21 protein-coding genes are annotated in these 22,475 nt (G+C 56.6%); 15 read left to right on the top strand and 6 right to left on the bottom strand.

The annotated features are described in order from the left end of the window. Positions 1–486 precede the first annotated feature (486 nt). Positions 487–1,419, top strand: a complete 933-nt coding sequence (locus tag MWU49_RS02450) for a transposase (protein ID WP_246968070.1) — start codon at positions 487–489, stop codon at positions 1,417–1,419. A 299-nt stretch (positions 1,420–1,718) separates the two neighbouring features. Then, positions 1,719–2,015, top strand: coding sequence for a Rieske 2Fe-2S domain-containing protein (locus MWU49_RS02445; RefSeq protein WP_246967630.1), 297 nt, complete (start codon positions 1,719–1,721; stop codon positions 2,013–2,015). Positions 2,016–2,183: 168 nt separating this feature from the next. Here the strand turns inward: MWU49_RS02445 and MWU49_RS02440 are convergent, their stop codons facing one another. Beyond that, the gene (locus tag MWU49_RS02440; RefSeq protein ID WP_246967627.1) at positions 2,184–2,822 is read right to left on the bottom strand and encodes a lytic transglycosylase domain-containing protein; all 639 of its coding nucleotides are present in this window, start codon (positions 2,820–2,822) and stop codon (positions 2,184–2,186) included. A gap of 235 nt (positions 2,823–3,057) precedes the next feature. On the opposite strand from MWU49_RS02440, the gene MWU49_RS02435 reads away from it, so the two are divergent. Continuing rightward, positions 3,058–4,671, top strand: coding sequence for an FMN-binding glutamate synthase family protein (locus tag MWU49_RS02435; RefSeq protein ID WP_246967625.1), 1,614 nt, complete (start codon positions 3,058–3,060; stop codon positions 4,669–4,671). A 43-nt stretch (positions 4,672–4,714) separates the two neighbouring features. Then, positions 4,715–6,079 carry a glutathione-disulfide reductase gene (gene gorA, locus MWU49_RS02430; protein ID WP_246967623.1) on the top strand — a complete coding sequence of 455 codons (1,365 nt, stop codon included), beginning with the start codon at positions 4,715–4,717 and terminating at the stop codon, positions 6,077–6,079. A 514-nt stretch (positions 6,080–6,593) separates the two neighbouring features. On the opposite strand, the gene MWU49_RS02425 is transcribed toward gorA, so the two are convergent. Continuing rightward, entirely contained in the window at positions 6,594–7,937 is a 1,344-nt protein-coding gene (locus MWU49_RS02425; protein ID WP_246967622.1) for a cytochrome P450, read from the bottom strand. Between the two features lie 402 nt (positions 7,938–8,339). Here MWU49_RS02425 and MWU49_RS02420 point away from each other — a divergent pair, with 402 nt between their 5' ends. From MWU49_RS02420 to MWU49_RS02400, 5 genes are all read left to right on the top strand, one after another. Next, positions 8,340–9,119 carry a ParA family protein gene (locus tag MWU49_RS02420; RefSeq protein ID WP_246967620.1) on the top strand — a complete coding sequence of 260 codons (780 nt, stop codon included), beginning with the start codon at positions 8,340–8,342 and terminating at the stop codon, positions 9,117–9,119. A 67-nt stretch (positions 9,120–9,186) separates the two neighbouring features. Next, positions 9,187–9,507, top strand: a complete 321-nt coding sequence (locus MWU49_RS02415) for a DUF1232 domain-containing protein (protein ID WP_246967618.1) — start codon at positions 9,187–9,189, stop codon at positions 9,505–9,507. Next, complete coding sequence (locus MWU49_RS02410; protein WP_246967616.1) at positions 9,500–10,075, top strand: DUF805 domain-containing protein; 576 nt, start codon at positions 9,500–9,502, stop codon at positions 10,073–10,075. The genes MWU49_RS02415 and MWU49_RS02410 overlap by 8 nt, the downstream gene beginning before the upstream one ends. Before the next feature lie 139 nt (positions 10,076–10,214). Beyond that, entirely contained in the window at positions 10,215–11,009 is a 795-nt protein-coding gene (locus MWU49_RS02405) for a hypothetical protein (RefSeq protein ID WP_246967614.1), read from the top strand. A gap of 78 nt (positions 11,010–11,087) precedes the next feature. After that, positions 11,088–11,849: a hypothetical protein gene (locus MWU49_RS02400; protein ID WP_246967611.1), complete on the top strand. Its 762-nt coding sequence runs from the start codon at positions 11,088–11,090 to the stop codon at positions 11,847–11,849. 250 nt (positions 11,850–12,099) lie between these two features. On the opposite strand, the gene MWU49_RS02395 is transcribed toward MWU49_RS02400, so the two are convergent. Further along, positions 12,100–13,224 carry an alpha/beta fold hydrolase gene (locus MWU49_RS02395; protein ID WP_246967609.1) on the bottom strand — a complete coding sequence of 375 codons (1,125 nt, stop codon included), beginning with the start codon at positions 13,222–13,224 and terminating at the stop codon, positions 12,100–12,102. A 209-nt stretch (positions 13,225–13,433) separates the two neighbouring features. Between MWU49_RS02395 and MWU49_RS02390 the strand changes: the two genes are divergently transcribed. The 3 genes from MWU49_RS02390 (at position 13,434) to MWU49_RS02380 (ending at position 15,647) form a co-directional block, all read left to right on the top strand. After that, complete coding sequence (locus MWU49_RS02390) at positions 13,434–13,904, top strand: PaaI family thioesterase (protein ID WP_246967607.1); 471 nt, start codon at positions 13,434–13,436, stop codon at positions 13,902–13,904. Next, positions 13,901–14,350, top strand: coding sequence for a PaaI family thioesterase (locus tag MWU49_RS02385; protein WP_246967605.1), 450 nt, complete (start codon positions 13,901–13,903; stop codon positions 14,348–14,350). Before MWU49_RS02390 ends, MWU49_RS02385 begins: the two co-directional genes overlap by 4 nt. Positions 14,351–14,543: 193 nt before the next feature. Next, positions 14,544–15,647, top strand: a complete 1,104-nt coding sequence (locus MWU49_RS02380) for a ferritin-like domain-containing protein (protein ID WP_246967603.1) — start codon at positions 14,544–14,546, stop codon at positions 15,645–15,647. Between the two features lie 177 nt (positions 15,648–15,824). Here the strand turns inward: MWU49_RS02380 and MWU49_RS02375 are convergent, their stop codons facing one another. Continuing rightward, entirely contained in the window at positions 15,825–16,631 is an 807-nt protein-coding gene (locus tag MWU49_RS02375; protein WP_246967601.1) for a patatin-like phospholipase family protein, read from the bottom strand. Between MWU49_RS02375 and MWU49_RS02370 the strand changes: the two genes are divergently transcribed. Continuing rightward, a complete protein-coding gene (locus MWU49_RS02370; RefSeq protein WP_246967599.1) occupies positions 16,625–17,887 on the top strand; it encodes an MFS transporter in 1,263 nt (420 codons plus the stop codon). The two genes, MWU49_RS02375 and MWU49_RS02370, sit on opposite strands and share 7 nt — an antisense overlap. Positions 17,888–17,895: 8 nt before the next feature. Here MWU49_RS02370 and MWU49_RS02365 read toward each other — a convergent pair whose 3' ends face one another. Beyond that, positions 17,896–18,996, bottom strand: a complete 1,101-nt coding sequence (locus MWU49_RS02365) for a methylated-DNA--[protein]-cysteine S-methyltransferase (RefSeq protein WP_246967596.1) — start codon at positions 18,994–18,996, stop codon at positions 17,896–17,898. A gap of 130 nt (positions 18,997–19,126) precedes the next feature. Continuing rightward, positions 19,127–19,792 (bottom strand): OmpA family protein, encoded by a 666-nt coding sequence (locus MWU49_RS02360; protein ID WP_246967593.1) that lies wholly within the window; start codon positions 19,790–19,792, stop codon positions 19,127–19,129. Between the two features lie 138 nt (positions 19,793–19,930). Between MWU49_RS02360 and MWU49_RS02355 the strand changes: the two genes are divergently transcribed. Together MWU49_RS02355 and MWU49_RS02350 are read left to right on the top strand one after the other, a co-directional pair. Next, on the top strand, positions 19,931–20,758 hold the full coding sequence (locus tag MWU49_RS02355) for a lysophospholipid acyltransferase family protein (RefSeq protein WP_246967590.1): 828 nt from the start codon (positions 19,931–19,933) through the stop codon (positions 20,756–20,758). Between the two features lie 101 nt (positions 20,759–20,859). Beyond that, complete coding sequence (locus MWU49_RS02350) at positions 20,860–22,473, top strand: FAD-binding oxidoreductase (protein ID WP_246967587.1); 1,614 nt, start codon at positions 20,860–20,862, stop codon at positions 22,471–22,473. The last annotated feature ends 2 nt before the right edge of the window (positions 22,474–22,475 follow it).

The following is a 22,475-nucleotide window of genomic DNA, read 5'->3' as shown; positions in this document are numbered from 1 at the left end:
TTTTTACGTTATGGCCTCTACTGTAGGAGCTCTCTGTGACCTTCAGGTTATGCCTGCAAGCGATCTTTCAGGGCAATGGGATAGTGGCGAGTCACGAGAAGCGAGTTTCGAAATGCAAGCTCTTGAAGACCATCAGGGTTTAGCCTTTGATTTTCGAAACTCGACACCTGCGGATCTTGAATGTACCGGCTCTGACTTTCTACCTACGGTCGCCTCGCTTCGCGAGGTTCGCCCCCTGGAAGGGAGCTTGTATGTTTGAATGCCTCTCCTGCAACGATGCAGGACTTGCCGGGGTGGAGGGACCAAAGGTGCATCTGACCTAAGGGTACAGACGGTAGGAGATTTGGCCCCACCCCGCACCTATTCATACGCCGATAAAGAATCCATCGGCTGAGTCGCACCTCAGACCGACGATACTAGCAAGCCAGCGTTCAGGTGCGCCCCGACAAGCATGTGTAACCTAGCTCAAGGGGCAGTTCAGTGGCAATGCAAGTAGCAAGATCCATCGTCGGCATCGACGTCGCCAAGGCCGAGTTGGTCATCCATTTCCAGGGCCAGACGCTCACCATTGAGAACACCCCCAAAGCCATTAAGCACTGGCTCAAGAGCCTGCCATGCCCCTGTGAGATCGCCATTGAGGCCACAGGGACTTACCACATGGCAGTCATCGAGTTGGCCCATGCCAAAGGGCACCACATTTACGTCATTGATGCTTCACGGCTCAGCAGCTACCGCAAGGGAACAGGGGGTCGAGCCAAAACGGACGCCTCTGACGCCCAGCTGCTCGCCCGCCATTTGCAGAGAGAAAAAGAGGATCTACGCCGCTGGAGCCCGCCACCCAAGGCGTATCGAACACTGCAGACACTGCTGCGCCGTCGCGCCGCGCTCATCAAGGCACGCACCATGATCCAGCAGAGCCTGGGTGGCGAAAAGGTCCTTAAGGCGAGTCTGAAAAGGCTGATCTCACAGATCAACAGTCTGGATACACTAATCCAGAAGCATCTTCGCAACACCGTAAGAGAGGCCGGGCTCTGCGATCAGGTACAACGCTGCAAATCTCTGGAAGGGGTGGGCGATCTGACGGCTTACGCCTTGGTCATGACCTTCCTGCGAGGAGACTTCCGCAACAGCGACGCCTTCGTCGCCTTCCTGGGGATGGATGTCCACGTAAAGGACTCCGGCACCAGAACGGGAAAACGAAAGCTGACCAAGAAAGGCGACTCAGAGACCCGTAGACTGCTTTACTGTGCAGCTATGGCTGCCCGCAAAAGCGCCCGCTGGGCGGGTGTCTACCAAGGGTATCTCGACCGTGGCCTGGCGAAAACACAGGCCCTGGTCATCCTCGCACGTAAGCTGGTCCGTATCGCCTTCGCGTTGATGAAGAACCGTACCGACTACATGCCTTCACCCGCCGCATAAAAGGGGTGGACAACATAGAATCTCCTACAGGTGGTGGGTCAGCCTTTGAGGTTGTTGTATCTTTGAAGCGTAGGGCGGAAATCGGCGTGAGCCGATCTCCGCCTTTGGGTTGGTGCTGATGGCGGAGATTGGCCTTCGCCAATTTCCGCCCTACGAATCAGGTTGGTTCAAGACAGCAGGCAGTAGGATCTTTCTGTACTCTTCAGGGTATACCAGCAAGTCAATGGTGCTGGTTGGCGTGTGGCAGTGATGGTGGCGATCGGCTCTCGCAGCTATTTCCATTCTACGGGAGGGTGTGCATGTTTCATCGTCTGGTAAGAACCATGGACCTTTATGACGGCCTGCGCATGCCGGTGCGGGTAGGGCGTGAGGAGCTGTTGCTGATTCACGAACACGGTCAGACCTGGCTGGTCCAACGCCGCTGCCCCCATGCAGACTTTCCCCTTGATCGCTGTACGGTCTCAGGCAACCAGCTGCGTTGTCCTGGCCACGGGATGGAATTCTCCCTGCGCACCGGGCAATGCCTCACAGCGAATTACCGGCTTGAGCAGTATCGGATTGATTTCGATGGGCCGTGGTTGGGGGTGGAGGCCTAGGGACGAGTTAAAAGTTGAAAGTTCAAAGTTTAAACGCGATGAAAGGCTTATAGTGTTTCATGTTTCGGTGTCTCGCGATTGAAAGCCAAAAATCGCGGGCACGGCACAATAGAGCACGAATAGTTTGGCCGCGCTTTTCAACTTTGAACTTTCAACTTTAAACTGGATTCACCGCGCCGCGACGACTTCCTCTTCGCCCATGCCTTTCGAGAAGTGGCCGGCGTAGCGTTGTTTGAGCTGCTTCACCTTGCGCACATAGGCCTGGGTTTCCTTGAACGGCGGGATGCCGCCGTAGCGACGGACATTGCCTTCGCCGGCGTTGTAGGCAGCCAGTATGTCGTCGAGGCTACTGAACTTGCCTTTCAGGTAGGCCAGGAACTGGGTGCCACCGAAAATGTTCTGGCGTGCATCGAAGGGGTTGGAGACCTTGAGGTAGGTGGCGGTCTCGGGCATCAGCTGCATCAGGCCCTGGGCGCCGACCCGGGAAATGGCTTTGGGGTCAAACAGGGATTCTGCATGGATCACTGCCTTGACCAGTGCCGGTTCCACATCGAATCGGGAGGCAGCAAGGGAAATCATGCTGTCGTAGCGGTCACGTTCGGTGGCTGTCAGGGCTCGCGGGGTGTAACTCCAGCCCTTGCGCACGGAAAGCAGGGTATGGTCCCGGCCAACCCGTTCCTGGGGCTGATCGGTGAACAGGATGGTGCCGTCCGCCGCACGATATTTGTAGATATCGCTTGCGCAGACCGTGCCTGTCACGCCGAGAGTGCCGCTGACCATCAGCGCCAGCAGAGTGCGCTTGTTCATCTTGCCTGTACCCGATTATTGGTGGCCGAAGCCTTTGATTATTTTGCGCCCGTAGAAAAAGGCGTTATCCCCGATTCTGGTCTTTGCCCCATTGATGGCCCAGTTTTGCCCGATAGAATGGCAATATGGCAGTGCCAACGTTCACAAAGACGGTCTACCATCATACAACCTGAGCCCTTAGGGCCCAATACCGGTGGTCATTTTTTCGCCGTTCGTATTCTCACAAGGAGCGTGTATGTTTCCGGAACAACTGCAACCCTGGCTTACCGGGATCATTGCCTGGCTGGCGCTGGGGTTTCTGGTGCTGGTGCTGTTACTGACGCTGGTGGCTCTGGGCTTATGGGTACAGGACCGGTTTTTCCAGAAAAAGCACGCCATCCGGCGAAACTTTCCTCTGGTGGGCCGGTTTCGTTATTTCTTCGAACATATGGGCGAATTCTTCCGCCAGTACTTCTTTGCCATGGATCGCGAAGAGTTGCCTTTCAACCGCGCCCAGCGCAGCTGGGTCTACCGTGCCGCCAAGAACCTCAGTAACACCTCGGCGTTTGGTTCCACCAAGCAGATCGGGGCAGGGCGGGTCATTTTCATGAATTGCCCCTATCCCACTCTGGAGCGCAACGCTGCCGAGACCCTGCCGATCATGGTTGGCCCGCACTGTGAGCAGCCCTATGTGGCGCGCAGTATTTTCAATATATCCGGCATGAGTTTCGGAGCGCTCTCCAGGCCGGCGGTAAAGGCGCTATCCCGCGGTGCCGCCGCGGCCAATTGTTGGATGAATACCGGTGAGGGTGGGCTGTCACCGTACCACCTGGAGGGTGGTTGTGACATCGTGATGCAGATCGGGACCGCCCGCTACGGGGTACGGGACAACGACGGCAACCTGGATGATGAAAAGCTCCGTGCGATTGCAGCCCATCAGCAGGTGAAGATGTTCGAAATCAAGCTGAGCCAGGGCGCGAAGCCGGGCAAGGGCGGTATCTTGCCTGCGGACAAGGTCACGGAAGAAATCGCCGCCATTCGTGGCATTACCGCCGGGGAAGCCTCCATCAGCCCAAATGGCCAGCCGGATGTCCATGATGCGGAATCGCTACTGGATCTGATAGATCGTGTCCGCCGTGTCACCGGTAAACCCACCGGGATCAAGTTTGTACTGGGCGCTTCTGACTGGCTGGAAGAGTTGTTTCTGGCGGTGCATCAGCGCGGCCCGGAGTCCGCTCCCGATTTCATCACCATTGATAGCGGCGATGGCGGTACCGGCGCGGCGCCCATGTCACTGATGGATGACGTGGGTTTGTATCTGGCGGAATCGCTGCCACAGGTGGTCGATCTTCGCGATGGTTATGGGCTCTCCGACCGCATTCGTATCATTGCCTCCGGGAAACTGATCAATCCCAGCATGGTGGCCTGGGCCATCGCCGTGGGGGCAGATTTCTGTGTGTCTGCTCGGGGGTATATGTTTGCACTGGGCTGTATTCAGGCGCTGCAATGCAACAAGAATACCTGCCCAACCGGTGTCACTACCCATAATCCCCGGTTACAGCGTGGGCTGATACCGGAAGACAAGGCAGAGCGGGTGGCGCATTTTCATGACAATCTGGTCAAGGAAGTGGAAACCATCGCTCATTCATGCGGCGTGACAGAGCCTCGCCAACTTAAACGGCATCATGCGCGTATGCTGAGCAGCAATGGTGAATCCATTCCGCTGGATTATCTGTGGCCGGGAGTGACGCCGGGCTACCATCTGGAGCATGGCCGGCCCAGCGAGCAGCCGGTCACCGTGCGCTGGCAGGCAGGAATCCGTAACGTTTCTGCTACTACTGCATCCAATGGCAATCATCCGGGGCAGTGACAGGCTGTCCCAACGAATTCATTGCAAGTTTCAGGAGTCGCGTGTGACAAGCGAATTTGATCTGGTCGTCATCGGAGCAGGATCTGGTGGTGTGAGAGCGGCACGTATGGCAGCCGGACATGGCGCCAGAGTGGCCATTGTAGAAGAGCGATTCTTTGGCGGCACCTGTGTGAATGTAGGCTGTGTTCCGAAAAAGCTGTTCTCCTACGGCTCCCACTTTCCGGATGAATTTGCCCTGGCTGAGGATTATGGCTATTCCGTCTCGGGCTGGGATTTTGACTGGGCAACCCTGCGTGATAACAAGAGCCGTGAAATCGAACGTCTCAACGGCATTTATCGACGCATTCTTGATCAGGCCGGGGTGACCATTATCGAAGGTCATGGCCGTGTGGAAGGCCCCGGAAAGGTATCGGTAGGCGAGCGTATCGTTACCACAGACAAGATTCTGGTAGCGGTGGGTGGCAAACCCTTTGTGCCGGAGTTTCCCGGCAATGACCTGATCAGGATTTCTGACGATCTGTTCTATCTGGAAAAGTTGCCGAAACGGGTCGCCGTCGTCGGTGGTGGCTATATTGCTACTGAATTCGCGGGCATCCTCAAAGGGCTAGGCTGTGAGGTGACCCAGTTTTATCGCCGTGAACTGTTCCTTCGAGGTTTTGATCGGGACATCCGGGAATTTGTCGCCGAACAGATGGCCGAGCATGGCACCACATTGCGGTTCAATACCGATGTGATCCGTATCGAGCAAGGCGAGGGCGGCAAGCAGCTGTTTACTGATACCTGGGATCAGTTTGAATTCGATGAGGTGTTCTACGCCACCGGCAGGGTGCCGCTACTGGATAACCTGTTTGCGGAAGATGCTATGCCTGCGCTGAACGATGGTGGTGCCATTGTCGTCGACGAACACTACGAAACCAGTATCAAGGGCTTGTTTGCCCTGGGGGATGTCATTGATCGTCTACAGCTGACGCCGGTGGCCCTGGCGGAAGGCATGTGGCTGGCAGCCTATCTGTATGGCAAGGACAAGCCTCTGGCGCCGCTGGATTATCGCAATGTTGCTACCGCGGTGTTCAGCCATCCGAACATTGGTACCGTGGGTATGACCCAGGAAGAAGCTCTGGCCCATTGCGGCACCATCCGGGTGTACAAGAGCAGCTTCCGTCCCATGCGCTATACGCTGGGCAACCGGCAGGTGCGCTCCATGATCAAGCTGATTGTGGACGATGCCAGTGACAGGGTGGTTGGCCTGCATATAGCCGGTGAAGATGCCGCAGAAATCACCCAGGGCTTTGCCGTGGCCATCAAGATGGGCGCCACCAAGGCAGATTTCGACGCCACCGTCGGTATTCATCCCACAGCAGCAGAAGAACTGGTGACCCTGCGTCAGGGGGAATTGGTTACCGCCTGATCAGAGGCGATTTCACTACAGAGGTCACGGTGAGCACAGAGGGTAAACCGTCCACACTAATGATGTAATGTGTTGTTGTGGGAGCTTGCCTGCAAGCGAAAGGTTGTTGATTCGCTTGCAGGCAAGCTCCCACAGCGTTAAGGGTCGTCATGGGTAGGAGCGGTGGTTCCGGCGCGAAGGGCTTTCGTGGTCGCACCCGGAGGCATAGCAAACCACCACTCCTACAGGGCATTGGAGGTAAAGTCTAAGGTAGTTGTGCCTTCCAAACGTAGGGCGGAAATCGGCGTGGCCGATCTCCGCCTTTTTCGTGGGTGCTGATGGCGGAGATTGGCCTTCGCCAATTTCCGCCCTACGAGTCAGGTTTATGAACGGGCCGGCCAAGACCGCAAGTGATCTTTAGGTGTAAGGGAGTAGTGACGAGTTGCAAGCTGCAAGTTTAGAAAGCAAACCCTTGAAGTCCATCAGGGTTTGGCCTTTGATCTTTTCAACTTTCAACTCGTAGCTCGTACTGCTCTCAGAGCTTTTCCAGTTTCACCGGCAGCCCATCCCCGGGCACCGGCAGACTGGTCAGATCCACAGGCATCTCATATCCAGCTGGAACGCTCCATCGGTATTTGAGCAGCACCTGATGGAGAATAGCCTTGACCTGCATTTCGGCAAAGTGGAGCCCGATGCATTTGTGTGCGCCACCACCGAAGGGTACCCAGGCGTAGGGATGAACCTTGTCTTCGCGGCGCTCTTCGCTGAAACGTCCCGGGTCGAACTTGTTCGGTTCCGGCCAGTATTCTTCCATGAAGTGAGTGAAGTAGGGGCTAATGGTGATAAAGCTCCCCTTCGGAATCAGGTAGCCATTGAACTCCACATCTTTCACCGTTCGCCTGGGCATCGACGGAACCGGTGCGCAGAGTCGCAGAGCCTCCTTCATGGCCATGCCGATACCTTCAAGCCTGGCCAGATCTTCATATTCAATACAGGTCTTGTTCCGCGCCTGACTTTCCTTTCGCAGGCGTTCCTGCCATTCCGGGTTTTTGGCCAGGTAATAGAACAGGGTGGAAAGCGTAATGGTGGAGGTGTCGTGTGCTGCCATCATCAGGAAGATCATGTGGTTGACCACATCATTGTCGGAAAACTGATGGCCATCTTCTGTGCTGGCATGGCACAGCACACTGAACAGATCGGAATCCTTGCTGGCGCGCTTGGCCGGAAGTTCCTTGCGGAAGAATTTCTCCAGTACCTTGCGGCCCTTCAGGCCTTTGGCCCAACGGCCACCGGGCACATTGGCCCTCACCAATGCGGTGCCGGCACGGACGGTATCAATAAATGCGGTGTTGATGGAATCCGCTTCCGGGCCCAGTTCATAGCCCATGAACACATCCGTCGCCAGGTCCAGGGTGAGCTGTTTCACCGCATTCAGCACATGAAAGTCCGGCACCTTGTGCCAATCCTCGATACCCGTTTCGATGTGCGGCCCCATGCGATGCAGATAGCCTTTCAACACATCCCGGTTGAACGCCTGCTGCATGATCTTGCGATGCCATTTATGTTCATCGAAATCCAGCAACATGATGCCGCGGTGGAAGAACTTGCCGATGAAATAGTCCCAGCCATCATGATTGGAAAACAGATCGCCACGGTTGAGCATGACAAACTGGTTGGCTTCCGCGCCCATCATGTAGACCATCCGCAGCCCGAAAGCACTTGTCCAGGAGATTGGGCCATAGCGCTCGTAGCGTTTACGCATGATGTTAACCGGGTCTTTCATCAGCGCCAGTGTCATACCAACCACGGGCAGCCCACGATTGCCGGGAATGGCCTTCAGGTGGCTGTTGGCAGGAACGGTGCTGTAGGGCTGTGCCATTGTTATTCTCCGGGTTAACACTGCGTTTACTTTTAGCGCTGTATTCCTGGTTCAGGCAATAGTATTGAGATGAAATTTGCTGCCGTGTTTACTTCTGATGCCAAAACGGCCTGATATGATTCTCGTGAACGGGGGGTGACCAAAAAATCGGCAGCAGTGGAACGATTTTTGAACAGTTTTGCCCGGCGTCAGTCCTTACCGGCCTTTGGCGACTCTTCAATAGGTTATCAAGCGGGTTATCCACAGGTTCTGTGAGTAACTGAGGTAATCGCGGGCACTGTGAGTTGGCTGGGGAGCTGTGTATGATTCAGCATCTATTTGCTGTCCGGGGGACAGCATGTGCCTGCGGTCTGTTGCGGCCGGATCCAGGCCATCATCCGAGCTGTTTAAGGAGAACAAGGAATGCGTCGTGTGGTGTTTAACCAGAAAGGGGGCGTGGGCAAATCCAGTATCACCGTCAATCTGGCGGCCATCAGCGCAGCTGAAGGCAACCGGACCCTGGTGGTGGACCTGGATCCGCAGTGCAACGCCAGTCAGTACCTGTTGGGAATGGATGCCTATAGTCATGGTGAAGGGCCCAAGCCCAATATCGGCACTTTCTTTGCGCAGACCTTGTCATTCCGGCTCAAGGAAAAGGAGCCGCGCGAATACGTCCACGCGACGCCCTTCGAAAACCTTTATGTGCTGCCCTCCGATGGCGAGCTGGGTGAAATCGAGCACATGCTCGAGTCCAAGCACAAGATCTACAAGCTGCGTGGACTGTTGAAAACCCTGGCCCGTGATTTCGATACCATCTTTGTGGATACGCCGCCGGCTTATAACTTCTACACCCTGTCTGCGCTGATTGCAGTGGACCGGGTGCTGATCCCGTTTGATTGCGATGCATTTTCCCGCAAGGCGTTATACACGCTACTGGAGAACATCCAGGAAGCCCGGGAAGATCACAATGATGAGCTGAAAGTGGAAGGCATTATCGTCAACCAGTTCCAGCCTCGTGCCCGTCTTCCCCAGGAGCTTGTTGCCTCCCTTCAGGAAGAAGGCCTGCCGATTCTCGAAAGCAAGCTCTCCTCCAGTGTGGTGATGCGCGAGTCCCACGAGCGAGCCACCCCGCTGGTGAACCTGCAGCCCAAGCACAAGCTCACCGACGAATATCGGGCTCTGTTTCAGGAGCTGACAGATTAATCCTTTCCGGCGCCAGTCACTCAACAGGGCAGGGCGGATCCTCAAATCCGCGTCTGCTACCCGCTGGTTGGCGAATCTTGCTGGCCAGCGAAGTGACAAACTCTCTGCACGGCTGGGTGAGGGGGGCAAGCAGTTCAAACTGCTTGCCCGCATGCTTTATGACTGGGCCACTGGCCGTTACCCGGATCTGCCTCGCTCAACATTGCTGTCCATAGCCGGCGCTCTGGTCTATTTCATGATGCCCCTCGATGCCATACCGGATCCAATCCTGGCGCTGGGCCTGCTCGATGATCTCGGCGTACTGGCTACTGTCTGGCAACAATGCCGCAGGGATATCAGCCAGTACGAAGACTGGTTGGCGAACAGGGAGGCGGCTGCTGATGAATAGTGAGCTCTACGAGCCGCCTTTGAGGCCCGGGTATCAGGGCAAAGGCACCATTGTTTATGAGCCGCTTTCCGCCCTGAGCCTTACGCAACGGCTGGGGCGGCTGCGGTTTGCCTGTTATCAGCTGTGTGCCTCGCTGATAGCCGGGCTGTTGGTTGCCCTTACCATGCTGTTCTCACAGCAGATGATCCCCGGCATTGTGGGGCAGGGAATCAGCCTGATATTCATTATTATGCTTGCCATTTATCTGACTGGATTAATGGTTCGTCGGCTGCATGATGTCGGCAACAGTGGCTGGTGGGCGCTACTCGGCCTGCTGCCGGTGGCCAACCTGGGGCTGATGCTTTACCTGTTTATCGCCGCGGGGAGCAATACCGTTAACCGTTATGGCACCCCCAATCCGCCTCCCGGGCCACTGGTCATGCTGGCTGGCGGCCTTTATTGGCTGTTGAATGTGCTGGGGCTGGTGCTGAGCGGCACGATGCTGATCATGGCCTGGCAAGCGCCAGAACAGCTGGCCGAGTATCTGAAGGTAATTCAGGTTCAGCCGGCTGCAACCCCTTGGAATTAGGCATCAAATTCATTGCTGTGCCGTATTCCTCATTTCGGCATTTTTTGTGATAGTGTTTACTGATAAACACCGCCGGTGGAAAGTACGGCAACCACTAACAATAAATGAAAGAACAATACTACGGAAAAGGGAGAAGCTGATGGCAATGCGTCTGCTGGGGTGCCTCGTTGCACTAGCCATCTTGCCACTGAACGGCATGGCTGCCATTACCAATGCCGATCTGGAAGAGTTTGAGCTGGGACTGTGGCGGGTCCGTTCTGATTTTCACATGTTGACCATCATGACCGGCGGTGAGCGGTACGCCGCAGATCTGGATCGTTCCATCAGCAAGGCACGCAGTGCGCTATCCAAGCTGGATTCCAACGCTGAAGGCAATGAAGAGCGCCAGCTTGTTTCTGCACTCAACAACGAGTGGAAGCGATTCCAGGATGCGGCCAGTTCCAACACCGTTGCCGAGCAAGGCTATACCGACACCTACACTACCCAGGACGTCAATTTGCTTCCTGTCGTGATGCTGGAAAAGATAGAGGCCTTCAAGGGTGGCGTTGACGGTAAGTATGATGATGTTCTCGAGCTGTCTGCCTACTTGCAGCGCATGACCTCGGAGTATTTGAACCTGTCCGCGGATCCCAGTGGCGGGATGGCCGCCGGGACAGATGAGGGGCGCATCGAGTTCAAGGACGCTGTTCCGCGATTTGAAACCATGCTGGATAAAGCAAAAAAGAACCATGCCGGTGATGAGGCCATGAGTCGCGCGCTTAACCAGGTGGGCCTCAAGTGGACCTTTATTCGTGAGTCCATGGTGAAGTTTTATGAAAATGCGGTGCCGTTCCTGGTGTACCGCTACACCAAGCAGATGGTGGATACCCTGGATCAGTCCATCAATCTAGCCTCCACTGAAGTGGAAATGCCCACCTTCGGACCAGTGGAATAACCTTTACTTAACAAGCCAATGTCGATGCCCCCGCCAAGGCGGGGGTTTTTTATTAGCGATACAAAACAGGGGAATCGGGTGAAAAAGACGTTATGGATGACGGCGGGTCTGGGAATGCTGATGTTGGTATCCAGTGCGCATGCCGCAATCAAGGCCACGGATCTGGCGGTAGTGGAAGCGAATGCCTGGCGAGCCAGGATGGGTTTCCATCTGTTGGCCATTCGTGGAGACAACCCGGAAGACCGGGAAGCGCTACGCGTGCTGCTGGAAGAAGGCAAGCAGGATACTGAAACACTCAAGCTCGATGCCGAGCCAGCCAGAGAACAGGCCGCCGCGGCCCTGGCCGATGCCTGGAAAACCCTTTCGGTGAGAGCCCTGGATAACCCCCTGGCATCACTTGGCTACGCTGATTATGCCGCCATGAGCGAGATGAACACGACTACTCTGGCTGTTGTCGAGCAGGCGGAAAAAGCCCAGAACGGTGATTCTGATTACCTGAATATTGCCGACCTTTCTGTCGCCATGCAGCGGGTAGCCAGTGAATACGTTGCGCTTGCGGCGTTCCCGTCAGCGGGCCTGCCCACTGGAACCGGGCTGGAGCCGATGGATTTCGCCATCGAAGCTAAACAGATTGATGACGCACTGGCTTCCCTCAAGCAGCAATACCAAAGTGATCCGCAAGCCAGCGATGCGCTCAACTTTATCAGCCAGCGCTGGGCTTTTGTCCGTGGTTCGGTACCAAAGATGAGTGATGCGGAAAGCAACAAGGTGCCATACCTGTTTTATCGTTATGCGACCCAGGTGGCCGAGCGGGTAGAGCAGCTGGTTACAGGCCAGTAGAGGTTCCTGCAGGAGCGGAGATGCCACCGCGTAGGGCACTTCGTGGTAGCACCCGGAGGGCATAGCAACCGACCATTCCTACAGACGGCAAGCCTCAACACCGTAGGGCGGAAATCGGCGCGAGCCGATCTCCGCCTTTTTTGTTGGTGCCGATGACGGAGATTGGCCATCGCCAATTTCCGCTCTACGAGTTGGGGTGAGGCAAGGCGCTGTTTTGAACACAGCGATCATCTGACTGGCTTGAGATACGTTAATCCGACCGCGTCGACAGCCAGTCTGCACTGATTCGCCAGGCATGCTCGGGGGCTTTGGAACCCGAGAACACGCCGGCATGGCCGCCGGGCACTTCTTCGAAGCGTTTGTTCTGGCTGCCAACCAGTGTCATGATGTCCCGTGCTGCACGCAGGCTGACGATGTTGTCAGTGGTGCCGGCAAAGGCAAGCAGGTCTTGCTTGATGGAAGAGAAGTCCACCTCGCGTCCACCAATTCGAATTCTCCCGCGCGCCAGGCTGTTGGCGAAGATCATCTTCTCAATCACTTCACGAACCACAGCACCGGGGTAGTCGACCATATCGTTAAACCATTGTCCCATGGTCATATAGCCGGTCACGTATTCCCGGTCGGCCAGATTACGGATCAGATCCATATAGGCCTGCACCACTCCTGGCGGGTTAGTCATTTTGAAGCCAAGGGTGAGCAGATTGGCGGGTATGTGGAACAGCTTGTCATCAAGCGGGGTGAGGCGCACCTTGAACCAGTCATGAACTTTCATGGCTGGAATGGACGCCAGGCCGGCGACTTTGCCAAAGGGGCCACTCTTGTGGAAATTCACCGGACTGGCAATGGTGATCAGATTGCCCACCGGGGCATCAGGGTGTCCGCCCAGATACATCAGACACAACAGTCCGCCCATGCAGTACCCCATCAGGTTGACCTGCTCGGATCCTGCGTGCTCCCTGACGGCCTCCACAGCTTCTGGTAGCCAACGATTCACATAGGTGTCCAATCCCAGGCTGCGATCGGCCTGGGAGGGTTTACCCCAGTCCACCAGGTAAACATCGTAACCGCGGGCCATGAGGTACAGGGCCATGGAGCGGTTGGGCATCAGGTCATAGGTCCAGCAGTGAATTCCCAATGCGGGAATTAGTAGCAGAGGTGTGCGATGTTTTTCCCGCGAGACGGGCATGGTCTCGTCATTCAGTGGGATGGTGTCACCAGGTGGCAGGCTGTAACGGCGTACGGCCATGATGCCGTCGCGATAAATTTCGTCCCAGGGGGCCTTGTCCACCTGGATAAAGCGCTGCGGGTGACGGCGACGCTCTACAATATGCCCTACAGCCCGAAGGCCGGTCTGCAATCTGGATTGGGTTGCCAACTCGTTTCTCCCGGTTGCCTGTGTGGCCAGAGTAGGCCATGACCAGCGAGTTTCCACGGTAAAAAAGTAACGGTCAGCCGGCCAATGTCACTTCGATGCCGGTATAATTACGCATCGTGAAGCGCGGCACGGTAACTGTAGCCTGTGGGCATCGGCTGACCTTCACCATCAAATTTAGCGTGTTTACCCTAAAGGAGGCATTGGCCGCCGTGACAGACAGCTCCCCCCCGTTTACCCGTCTGGATATCTGCAACCGCTTTCTGGATTCCGTGCGCCATTCCAAGGTGTTGGGCATGCAGGTGCTCAGTGCAGAAGAGTTCTCTGTTCGCACGGTGTTGCCCTGGCGCGAAGATCTGGTCGGCAACCCGGAAAACGGCATGATGCATGGTGGCGCGATCTTCGCCATGATGGACCAGGCTGGCGGTATGGCCGTGACCTGCCGCACCTTTCCCAACTTTGAAATCACGCCAACCATCGACTTTCGCCTCGATCATCTGCGCGGTCCGGCAAAGGGCGCCTCGGTGATTTGTGAAGCCAGCTGTTACCGGCTGACTAACCATGTGGCGTTCGTGAAACTGACCAGCTGGGAAGAGGGCAATGAGGAGGAGCCGATTGCCACAGGTCTGGCGACGTATACGCGATTGAAGATTGATAAAGCCGGCAAGGTGGTGGGCCAATGAAAGCGCTGAAAACCCTGATCGAAGAATGCCGAAGTGGCGAGACCGACTACCAGGAGCTGGTGGATCGGGTACCCTATGCCCGTTTTCTTGGCATCAAGGTAGTGGCGCAGGGCGATGAATTGACCTTTGTGCTGCCCAAGAATGACAACGTGATTGGTAACCCGACCCTGCCAGCCCTGCATGGCGGCGCCGTTGCCGGTTTCATGGAGCAGGCGGCAATTATCTTCATCCTGCTACAGATGGGCGAGCCGAGGGTGCCGAAGACCATCGATTTCACCATCGATTATCTGCGTGCCGGTCACTTCCGCGAGACCTACGCGGAATGCAGCGTCACCCGCCTTGGGCGCCGTATCGCCAATGTCCATATCAGCGCCTGGCAAAAGAACCGCCAGGAACCCATCACCATCGCCCGTGCCCATTTCCTGCTTTCAGAAGATAACGCCTGATGCACGGCGCCTGACGCCTGACGCCATCGTTTCATGGTGCTGTTTCGGCGTCAGGCGTCCAGCCTCGAGCATCCGGCGTCCCATTGTGCTTTCGCGCCATCAATCCGACCGAATGTCACCCAAACCCATTCCCCAGATCCTGTGTCAGCGTTAGCGTGGAGAGATACCCATAACAACGCGAGCAGGTGTCTGCATGAAAATCACCAGACTGAACACCCCGCCTACCCACATCAGTGTCTACGAGAACTGGGATGGCCCTGGCGCCGAAGACATTGAGGACAAGCTTTCGCTGCAACATGTCGAGGATGTGGTGGAGATTTTTCAGACACCGCTTACCGGGCATTACAACTGGGACTATGCCTCCGCGGACGGCCGGATCCGCAAGTTGTATCGCCTGGGCAAGGAACTCAACTGGAACGCGGACCTGGATCTTGACTGGAGCCAGAGCTTCCCGCGCAGTGAAAGTCCTATGGATGAGTCTTTCAATCCCTTTAACGGATGGGAGCCATTCGAATCTCTGAGTGATGATGAAAAGCTACGTTTCGGCTGGCACAACCTGGCCTGGATGCTCGCCCAGTTCATGCACGGCGAGCAGGGTGCCTTGCTGGTGGCATCGCAGCTAGCCAGTTGTGCGCCTACCTATGATGCAAAACTGTATGCTGCCAGCCAGACGTTTGATGAGGCCCGCCATGTGGAGGCCTTTACCCGTTACTTGCAAGAAAAAGTGGGGATCGTTTATCCGGTCAACCCGAACCTGAAATCCCTGCTCGACAAGATCCTTTCGGACCCGCGCTGGGATCTTAAATTCATCGGCATGCAGATCATCATCGAGGGGCTGGCACTGGCAGCCTTCAACACCCTGAAAATGACAGCAAAAGATCCCTTGCTTAAGCAACTGGTGCATCTCGTGATACGTGATGAGGCAAGGCACGTGACCTTTGGCGTGAATTACCTGGAAGACTTCGTGAAATCACTCTCACAAGACGAGCTGGAGGAGAGAGCCCATTTTGCCTACGAGGCTTGCGTGGTAATGCGCGAGCGTCTTATCAGCACCGAGGTGTTCGAGCATTTTGGCTGGGATGTGGATGCGGCACGGGAGCAGGTGTTGTCCTCCGCCATCATGGGACAGTTCCGTAACCTGCTGTTCACCCGGATCATGCCAAACCTGAAGCGTATTGGTTTGCTTACCGAATCTGTCCGGCCCCGTTTCGAGGAATTGGGTCTGCTTCAGTTCGAGAATCTGGTGGACGACGGTGAAGTAGACTGGGCAGAGTTGTCACGGCCGCTCTATGAGTAAGTCGATGAAACGCCCGACGCCCGACGCCCGACGCCTGACGCTTGACGCTTGAAAGTACGCACGCTGCAAGGCAAATCCTGGCCTGAAAGACTTCAGTGGTGAACGAATCAAAGGTCAAGCCTGACGAAGACTGAAACGATGGCGGAAACACAAGCGCCATGCGTAGTCGATTTATCCTCAAGCGTCAGGCGCCTGGCATCCAGCACCCAACATGTCATTGGCAAACACATGCACTCGGCCCAGAGTAACGGGTTGGTGTAGTGCCTGTAAGGTGGCGCGATAGGCATGTTCAAGCGCCACATAGCCTTGATCCAGCTTGTTGGGACCACTTCGGGGAAGTCCGTCGAGCGTCAGGGTGACCAGATTGGGGCGCAATGGCGGGATCAATGCTGCACTTTGGCGTGATCGCCACGGGGAGCGGGACTGCAAGTGATGGTAGAGTACCCGCTCGCCAGGCCAACAGCTGGCCAGACCGTGGCGGTCTGCGATGCCTCCATCCCAATACTTCTGCCCGTCGATGCTGGCCGGTTGAAACAGGCCGGGAACGGCGCAAGAGGCATAGATCGCTTCAACGGCATTGCCACTTTGCAGCACCCGGGTGCGGCGGCTGCGTCCATGCCAGGCGGACACGGCGACAGGAACCGGGGTATCAGCAAGTCCTTCTACGGGCAGGAGATCTGACAGCAGGCTACGAAACTGACGGCCCTGAAGCAGACCCAGACCAGGGGCCGGATCCCAGAAATCACTTTTACTGAGTGACAGCAGGCGTTGTTCCAGCGTATCGAGGGGACAGCCGGCGGCGACACAGGCACCCACCAGAGCACCGGCACTGGAGCCGGTGTAACGGTCTGGGCTGATACCACTTTCACGCAGGGCTTTGACCACACCAAAATGGGCAAAGAAACCAAAAAAACCGGAAGACATCCCCAGAGTGAATGGGTGGCTGGAAAGCCAGTCAGCCAGCGAAGGGGCGGGCAGTGACACAGGATAGCTCCTCAATGATGAATGGCGGCAAGCCTAACGCGACAGCCCTGCAACACTCAATCCTGCTGATGGCCGTAGCAGCAACCGCATTGGGGCAGACCCTGGTCTTTACCTTGCTGCCGTCACTGGGCCGGGCTACCGGCATGGCGGAGATGGAGGTCGGGCTGATCATCAGCTGTTCAGCGCTGGTCTTTGCTCTGGCCAGTCCAGTGTGGGGGACGGTGAGTGAATCGCTGGGTCGCAAGACGGTACTGGTCATAGGCCTGACTGGCTACTCCCTTGGCACCCTGATGTTTGCTCTGGTTTTTCATGCCGGCCTGAAGGGCTGGCTGACCGGAGTGTTGCTGGTCGCAGGGTTGGTGCTCAGCCGTATGTTGCAGGCAGCCATCATGGCGGCCACGCCCGCCGCGGCAGCGGCCTATACAGCGGATATTACCACCCCGGAGCAAAGGACCCAGGGCATGGGCAGGATCGGGGCGGCAAACAATCTCGGAACGGTCATCGGCCCGGTTTCAGGCGGCATCCTTGCTGCCGTTACGCTGGTGTTTCCGCTTTATGTCGTCTCAGTAATAACCGGGTTGATGGCCATCGGCACGGCCATTTTCCTGCCCCAGTCACCACAGGTGCGGACCAAAAACACACTCAGCCTGGTGCAGACACTCAAGAAGGGGCTGGGCGCCTACGGCGACCCTCGACTCCGGGATCTGCTAATGACGGGAGTCATGCTGTTCATGAGCTTTGCGTTGATTCAGCAGACCCTCGGCTTTCTGTTTCAGGATCACTTTCACATGTCCCCCCAGGCCGCGGCACGCACCCTGGGCATGACCATGATGGCGGCGGCGATCACCTCTCTTTCAGGCCAGATCATTGTGGTGCAATGGCTACGCGCCCCGGCCACATTGTTGATCGGCATGGCTGTGCCCGCGATTGGAGGCGGAGCCTTGTTGCTGTGGATGGCCCAGTCACAGCTGCTGATGAGTAGTGCGGTGTTGCTGGTCGGCCTGGGACTGGGCTTTGGCATGCCGGCTATCATGGCGCTGGCCAGCCTGAGGGTCAGCCATGAGGAACAGGGCAGGGTGGCCGGACTTGCCAGTGCCTGTCCCGCACTGGGTTTCATTCTCGGCCCTCTGGTGGGTACCGGGTTGTACACCCTTGATCACCGCTGGCCCTATTTGCTGGTGTTGGTGTTGTTGGCCCCACTGACCTTGCTCGCCTGGCGCCTTGTACGTCGCTCAGAGGTGCCGGCTGGCGGATAATCCGCTGATCAGCGTGAGCGCTTTTCCCGCTTCAACAGTGCGGCTTTACGCTCAACCCCCCAGCGATAACCTGAAAGACTGCCATCCCGACGGATGATCCGGTGGCAGGGAACGGCAAGCGCGAGCACATTGGTCGCACAGGCTCTGGCTACGGCACGGGCGCCGCCGGGTTTGCCGATTCGATCTGCCAGTTGCTGATAATCCAGCGTGCTTCCCACCGGAATCTGCCGTAACGCTTCCCAGACCTGACATTGAAACACTGTCCCTCTGATATCGAGAGGCAGATCCAGGGAGCGGGCGGGATCTTCTACCAGGCCTGCCACCTGGCTGATCCAGTGATTGAAACCCTCGTCGGGTGGACAGAAGCAGGCATTGGCAAAGTGGCGTTGAAGATCATCCACCTGCTTTTCAACATCCTCACCGAGAGAGATCCAGCACAACCCTTTCGCACTGGCGGCGATCACCAGGGAGCCCAGCGAGGTATCTGCCGCGGCAAATGTGATTACCTCACCCTTACCCGCCTGGCGGTGGCTGCCTGGGGGCAGGCTACTGAATTGTCTGAATTCATCATAGAACTGGCTGCTGGAGCGATAACCTGCTTTCTCCATGACTTCTGTGCTGGTCTGACTGGATCCAAGGCTGGCGTATACGCGCTGCTGGCGCAGCACTTTCGCGTATTTGAAGGGAGAGAGTCCTGTCACCTTGCTAAACACCTTGTGTAAATGTGCAGATGTGTAATTCATGGCCGCAGCAAGGGATTTCAGATCTGAGTCCTCGGGATGAGCAGCGATCCATTCGGCGATACGGGAAGCCAGGACGTTATCGGGATGGTTGTCATCAAGTGGATGGCATCGCTTGCAGGGGCGATATCCGGCCTCAAGTCCGTCCTGGTAATGATCAAAGAAGCGCACATTTTCCTGTCTGGGCCGGCGTGAAGGGCATCCGGGGCGGCACAGGATTCCAGTGGTGATGACCCCGTAAAAAAACGGTGTATCCGGGCAGGGGGCCCGTGAAGACAGAATTTCCCAGCGGCGAAGGTCGAGTTGTTGATCATTATTCATGGCAATCACTACGGCTGGTGTTGTCATCAGCCGGATAAAGGACGACATGAGTCAATGATGCCTGTGTGTCGGCCATCCCGCATCCGGGATCTTGTTACGGCATTGAAAAGAGCGGCAGCGGAGTGGCCAAAAAAAAACGGCAGACCAGGTCTGCCGTTTTTTTGATCATCGCACCGGATTATTCGGTGTAGGGAACCAGGGTCAATTCCACACGACGGTTCTGCTCACGGCCGCTGGCAGTGCCGTTGCTGGCGATGGGCTGAGTTTCGCCAAAGCCGACCACGTCCAGACGCACTTGCTCGACACCAAAACCGCCCAGTTTGTTGGCGACGGCCTGTGCACGCTGCTGGGACAGCAGCAGGTTGTAGCGATCACCGCCGGTGCTGTCAGTATGGCCCGCCACCTGAATCATGGTGGATTTGTATTCTTTCAGGACCTCAGCAACGGCATCCAGCACAGGTGTGAAAGTGGGCTTCACAGTGCTGCTGTCAGTATCGAAAGTCAGGTTGCCCGGCATGTTCAGGATAATGTTGTCGCCGTCACGGGTAACGGAAACGCCAGCGCCTTCCATTTTCTCGCGCAGCTTGGCTTCCTGAACATCCATGTAGTAACCAACGCCGCCACCGGCAACAGCACCGATGCCGGCACCTTTCAGGGCGCGTTCTTTACGTTCCTTGGCGCTATCGGAAGTCGCGATACCGATCAGGGCACCGGCGACGGCACCAATGGCGGCGCCGGAAGTGGCTTTGGAAGTCTGCTTTTCCCCGGTATAAGGATTGATTGTGCTACAGCCGGTAATAGCCACGGCACTGGCAAGCACCAGAGAACCCGCAAAACGTTTCATGGAAACTCCTTGGACGGTAAATATGTATAAGATTTTTTTAATGGTTTAGGCTCGTTTTAACCATAGCGGCGATGTAAAAGCTGGTAAAGTCCCGCCTCCTGAATTTGCCAACCGCACCTACAAAGGACCGTTTTGACAGTGAATAGTTCGACGTTTACCCCTCCATCTCTCAAGGCGCTGGATAAGCGCTTGCGTATGCAGCGCTGGTATTTTGCGCCGAAATTACGTGGAGCGGAGAACGTGGATCCGCAACGGCCATCTCTGTTCGTTGGTAATCACGGTTTGTATGGTCTGATTGACTCGCCCCTGTTCGTGGCAGAGCTCTATCGCGAAACCGGCGTATACCCACGGGCTCTGGGAGATCATTTCCACTTTTCTGTCCCGGGCTGGGGGCCCTTGCTTACCCGCTTTGGTGCTGTGGATGGTACGCCGGAAAACTGTCGTGAACTAATGGAAAGTGGCCAGCACGTGCTGGTGTTTCCTGGTGGCGCCCGTGAAGTCGCCATGCGCAAGGATGAAGCACACAAGCTGGTCTGGAAACAGCGCACAGGTTTTGCCCGCATGGCTATCGCCCATGGCTATGACATTGTGCCCTTCGCCTCAGCCGGTTGTGACTTCACTTACGATATCCTGTTTGATGGTGAAGGGTTCAAGCATTCCCGGCTGGGCAAGCGTATTCTGAAGAATCAGAAGGTAAACAGATTTTTGCGAGATGGAGATCTGTTCATGCCGGTGAGCAAGGGGGTAGGGCCGACTTTGCTGCCCAGGCCAGAGCCATTGTGGTTCCAGATCGGAAAACCCATTTCCACGGAGTGTTGGGCCGGACGCTCTGATGACAAGGATGCGTGTTGGGAGCTGCGCGAACAGGTGGCAGATTCCATTGAGAGCATGTTGAGTGAGTTGGAGCAGGACCGCTCCGAGGCAAGACACAAGGGCTGGCGAAAGTGGCTTTTGAAGGGCGGATAACCTTTTTATCCGTGTCCGAAAAAGTTCATTAGCTGTCCCGCGACGCCAGTGAAACGGTCCTGATTCGGCGCTAACATGCCAAAAAATCAGGAGAATTTTCCATGCGACGCTGGAATGGCTGGGGCGATAGCGCCAACGAATACCCACTCAAACCTTCCGGGCTGACATTTCTGCAGTCCCGGCTAGGTTCAGCCACTCCATTACAGGATGTGGAGCTGGCCTCTGTGGTCGCCCAGGTTCCCGATTCCCGCCTTGCCGCGCACCCACTGATCCAGACCGGGGCAGAAATTCGTGTTCGCCACGCGCGCGGACAAAGCCTACCTGACTGGCTGGCCATGCGTTCCGGCGTTTTTGGCCACTTCCCTGATGGTGTCGCCGAGCCAGAAAACTCTGACCAGGTGAGAGAGCTGCTGGACTGGGCTGCGGGTCAGGATATTATCGTGATCCCCTATGGTGGCGGCACCTCCGTGGCCGGCCACATCAACCCGCAGGCCAGCGAAAAGCCCATTCTGACACTGTCATTGGCGCGCATGAACACCTTGCTGGATCTGGACCATGAGAGTCAGATTGCCACCTTCGGGGCGGGCACTCCCGGGCCGCAGGTCGAGCAGCAGCTCAAGGAAAAGGGCTATACCCTTGGCCATTTTCCCCAGTCCTGGGAGCTGTCCACGGTGGGGGGCTGGGTAGCCAGCCGCTCCAGTGGGCAGCAATCCATGCGTTATGGCCGTATCGAGCAGATGTTTGCCGGCGGCCGGGTCGAAACACCCCGTGGCACCCTCGAGATTCCTGCTATTCCAGCGTCGTCCGCGGGCCCGGATGTTAGAGAGATGGTGCTGGGTTCAGAGGGGCGACTGGGGGTGATTACCGAGGTCAAGGTGCGGGTCACGCCCTTGCCGGAGACCGAGACCTTTCAGGTAGCGTTTGCACCAAGCTGGGATCAGGCCGTTGATCTGGTTCGCTCCCTGACCCAGTCACGCCTGCCGCTTTCCATGTTGCGGGTCTCCAATGCCGAAGAAACCCGTACCCACCTGATGCTGGCCGGCCATGAGAAACTGGTATCCCTGTTGCATCGCTATCTGTCAGTACGTGGCTGCGGTTCCCAGAAGTGCATGATCACCTTCGGTGTCACCGGCGACAGAACCCAGACCCGGCAGACGCTGGCCACCTGCAAGCAGCGAATCAAGGCCGCCGGCGGTGTCATGGTGGGCGAGCTGTTGGGCCGCAAGTGGGAAGAATCCCGCTTTCGGTCTCCGTATTTGCGACATGGGCTGTGGGAACATGGCTATGTGGTGGATACCTTTGAAACGGCAGTGAACTGGAAACAGGTCACCTCCGCCATGACCGCCATGGAACAGGCGGTACGCGACAGTGCCGGCGACGGTGAACAGGTGCATGTCTTTACCCATCTGTCACACCTGTATCCGCAGGGTTCCAGTATCTACACCACTTACGTGTTCCGTTGTTCGGACAGCTACGAAAAAACCCTGCAGCGCTGGCAGGTCATGAAGACGGCAGCCAGCGAGGCCATCGTGGCCCATGGCGGCACCATTAGTCATCAGCATGGCGTAGGAAGGGATCATGCTCCCTGGCTGCATCATGAGAAGGGCGAGCAGGGCATGCAGCTGATCAGGGATCTGGTACACATCATGGATCCCCACAAGCAACTGAATCCGGGTTGTCTGATTCAGGACGAACAGGACCTCACAGGGAAATAGAC

It is taken from the genome of Alcanivorax sp. S6407 (assembly GCF_023016115.1).
In the GTDB taxonomy this organism is placed as follows: domain Bacteria; phylum Pseudomonadota; class Gammaproteobacteria; order Pseudomonadales; family Alcanivoracaceae; genus Alcanivorax.
Note: the sequence above shows the minus strand (reverse complement) of the source record. Positions and strands in the feature narration are given on the sequence as shown.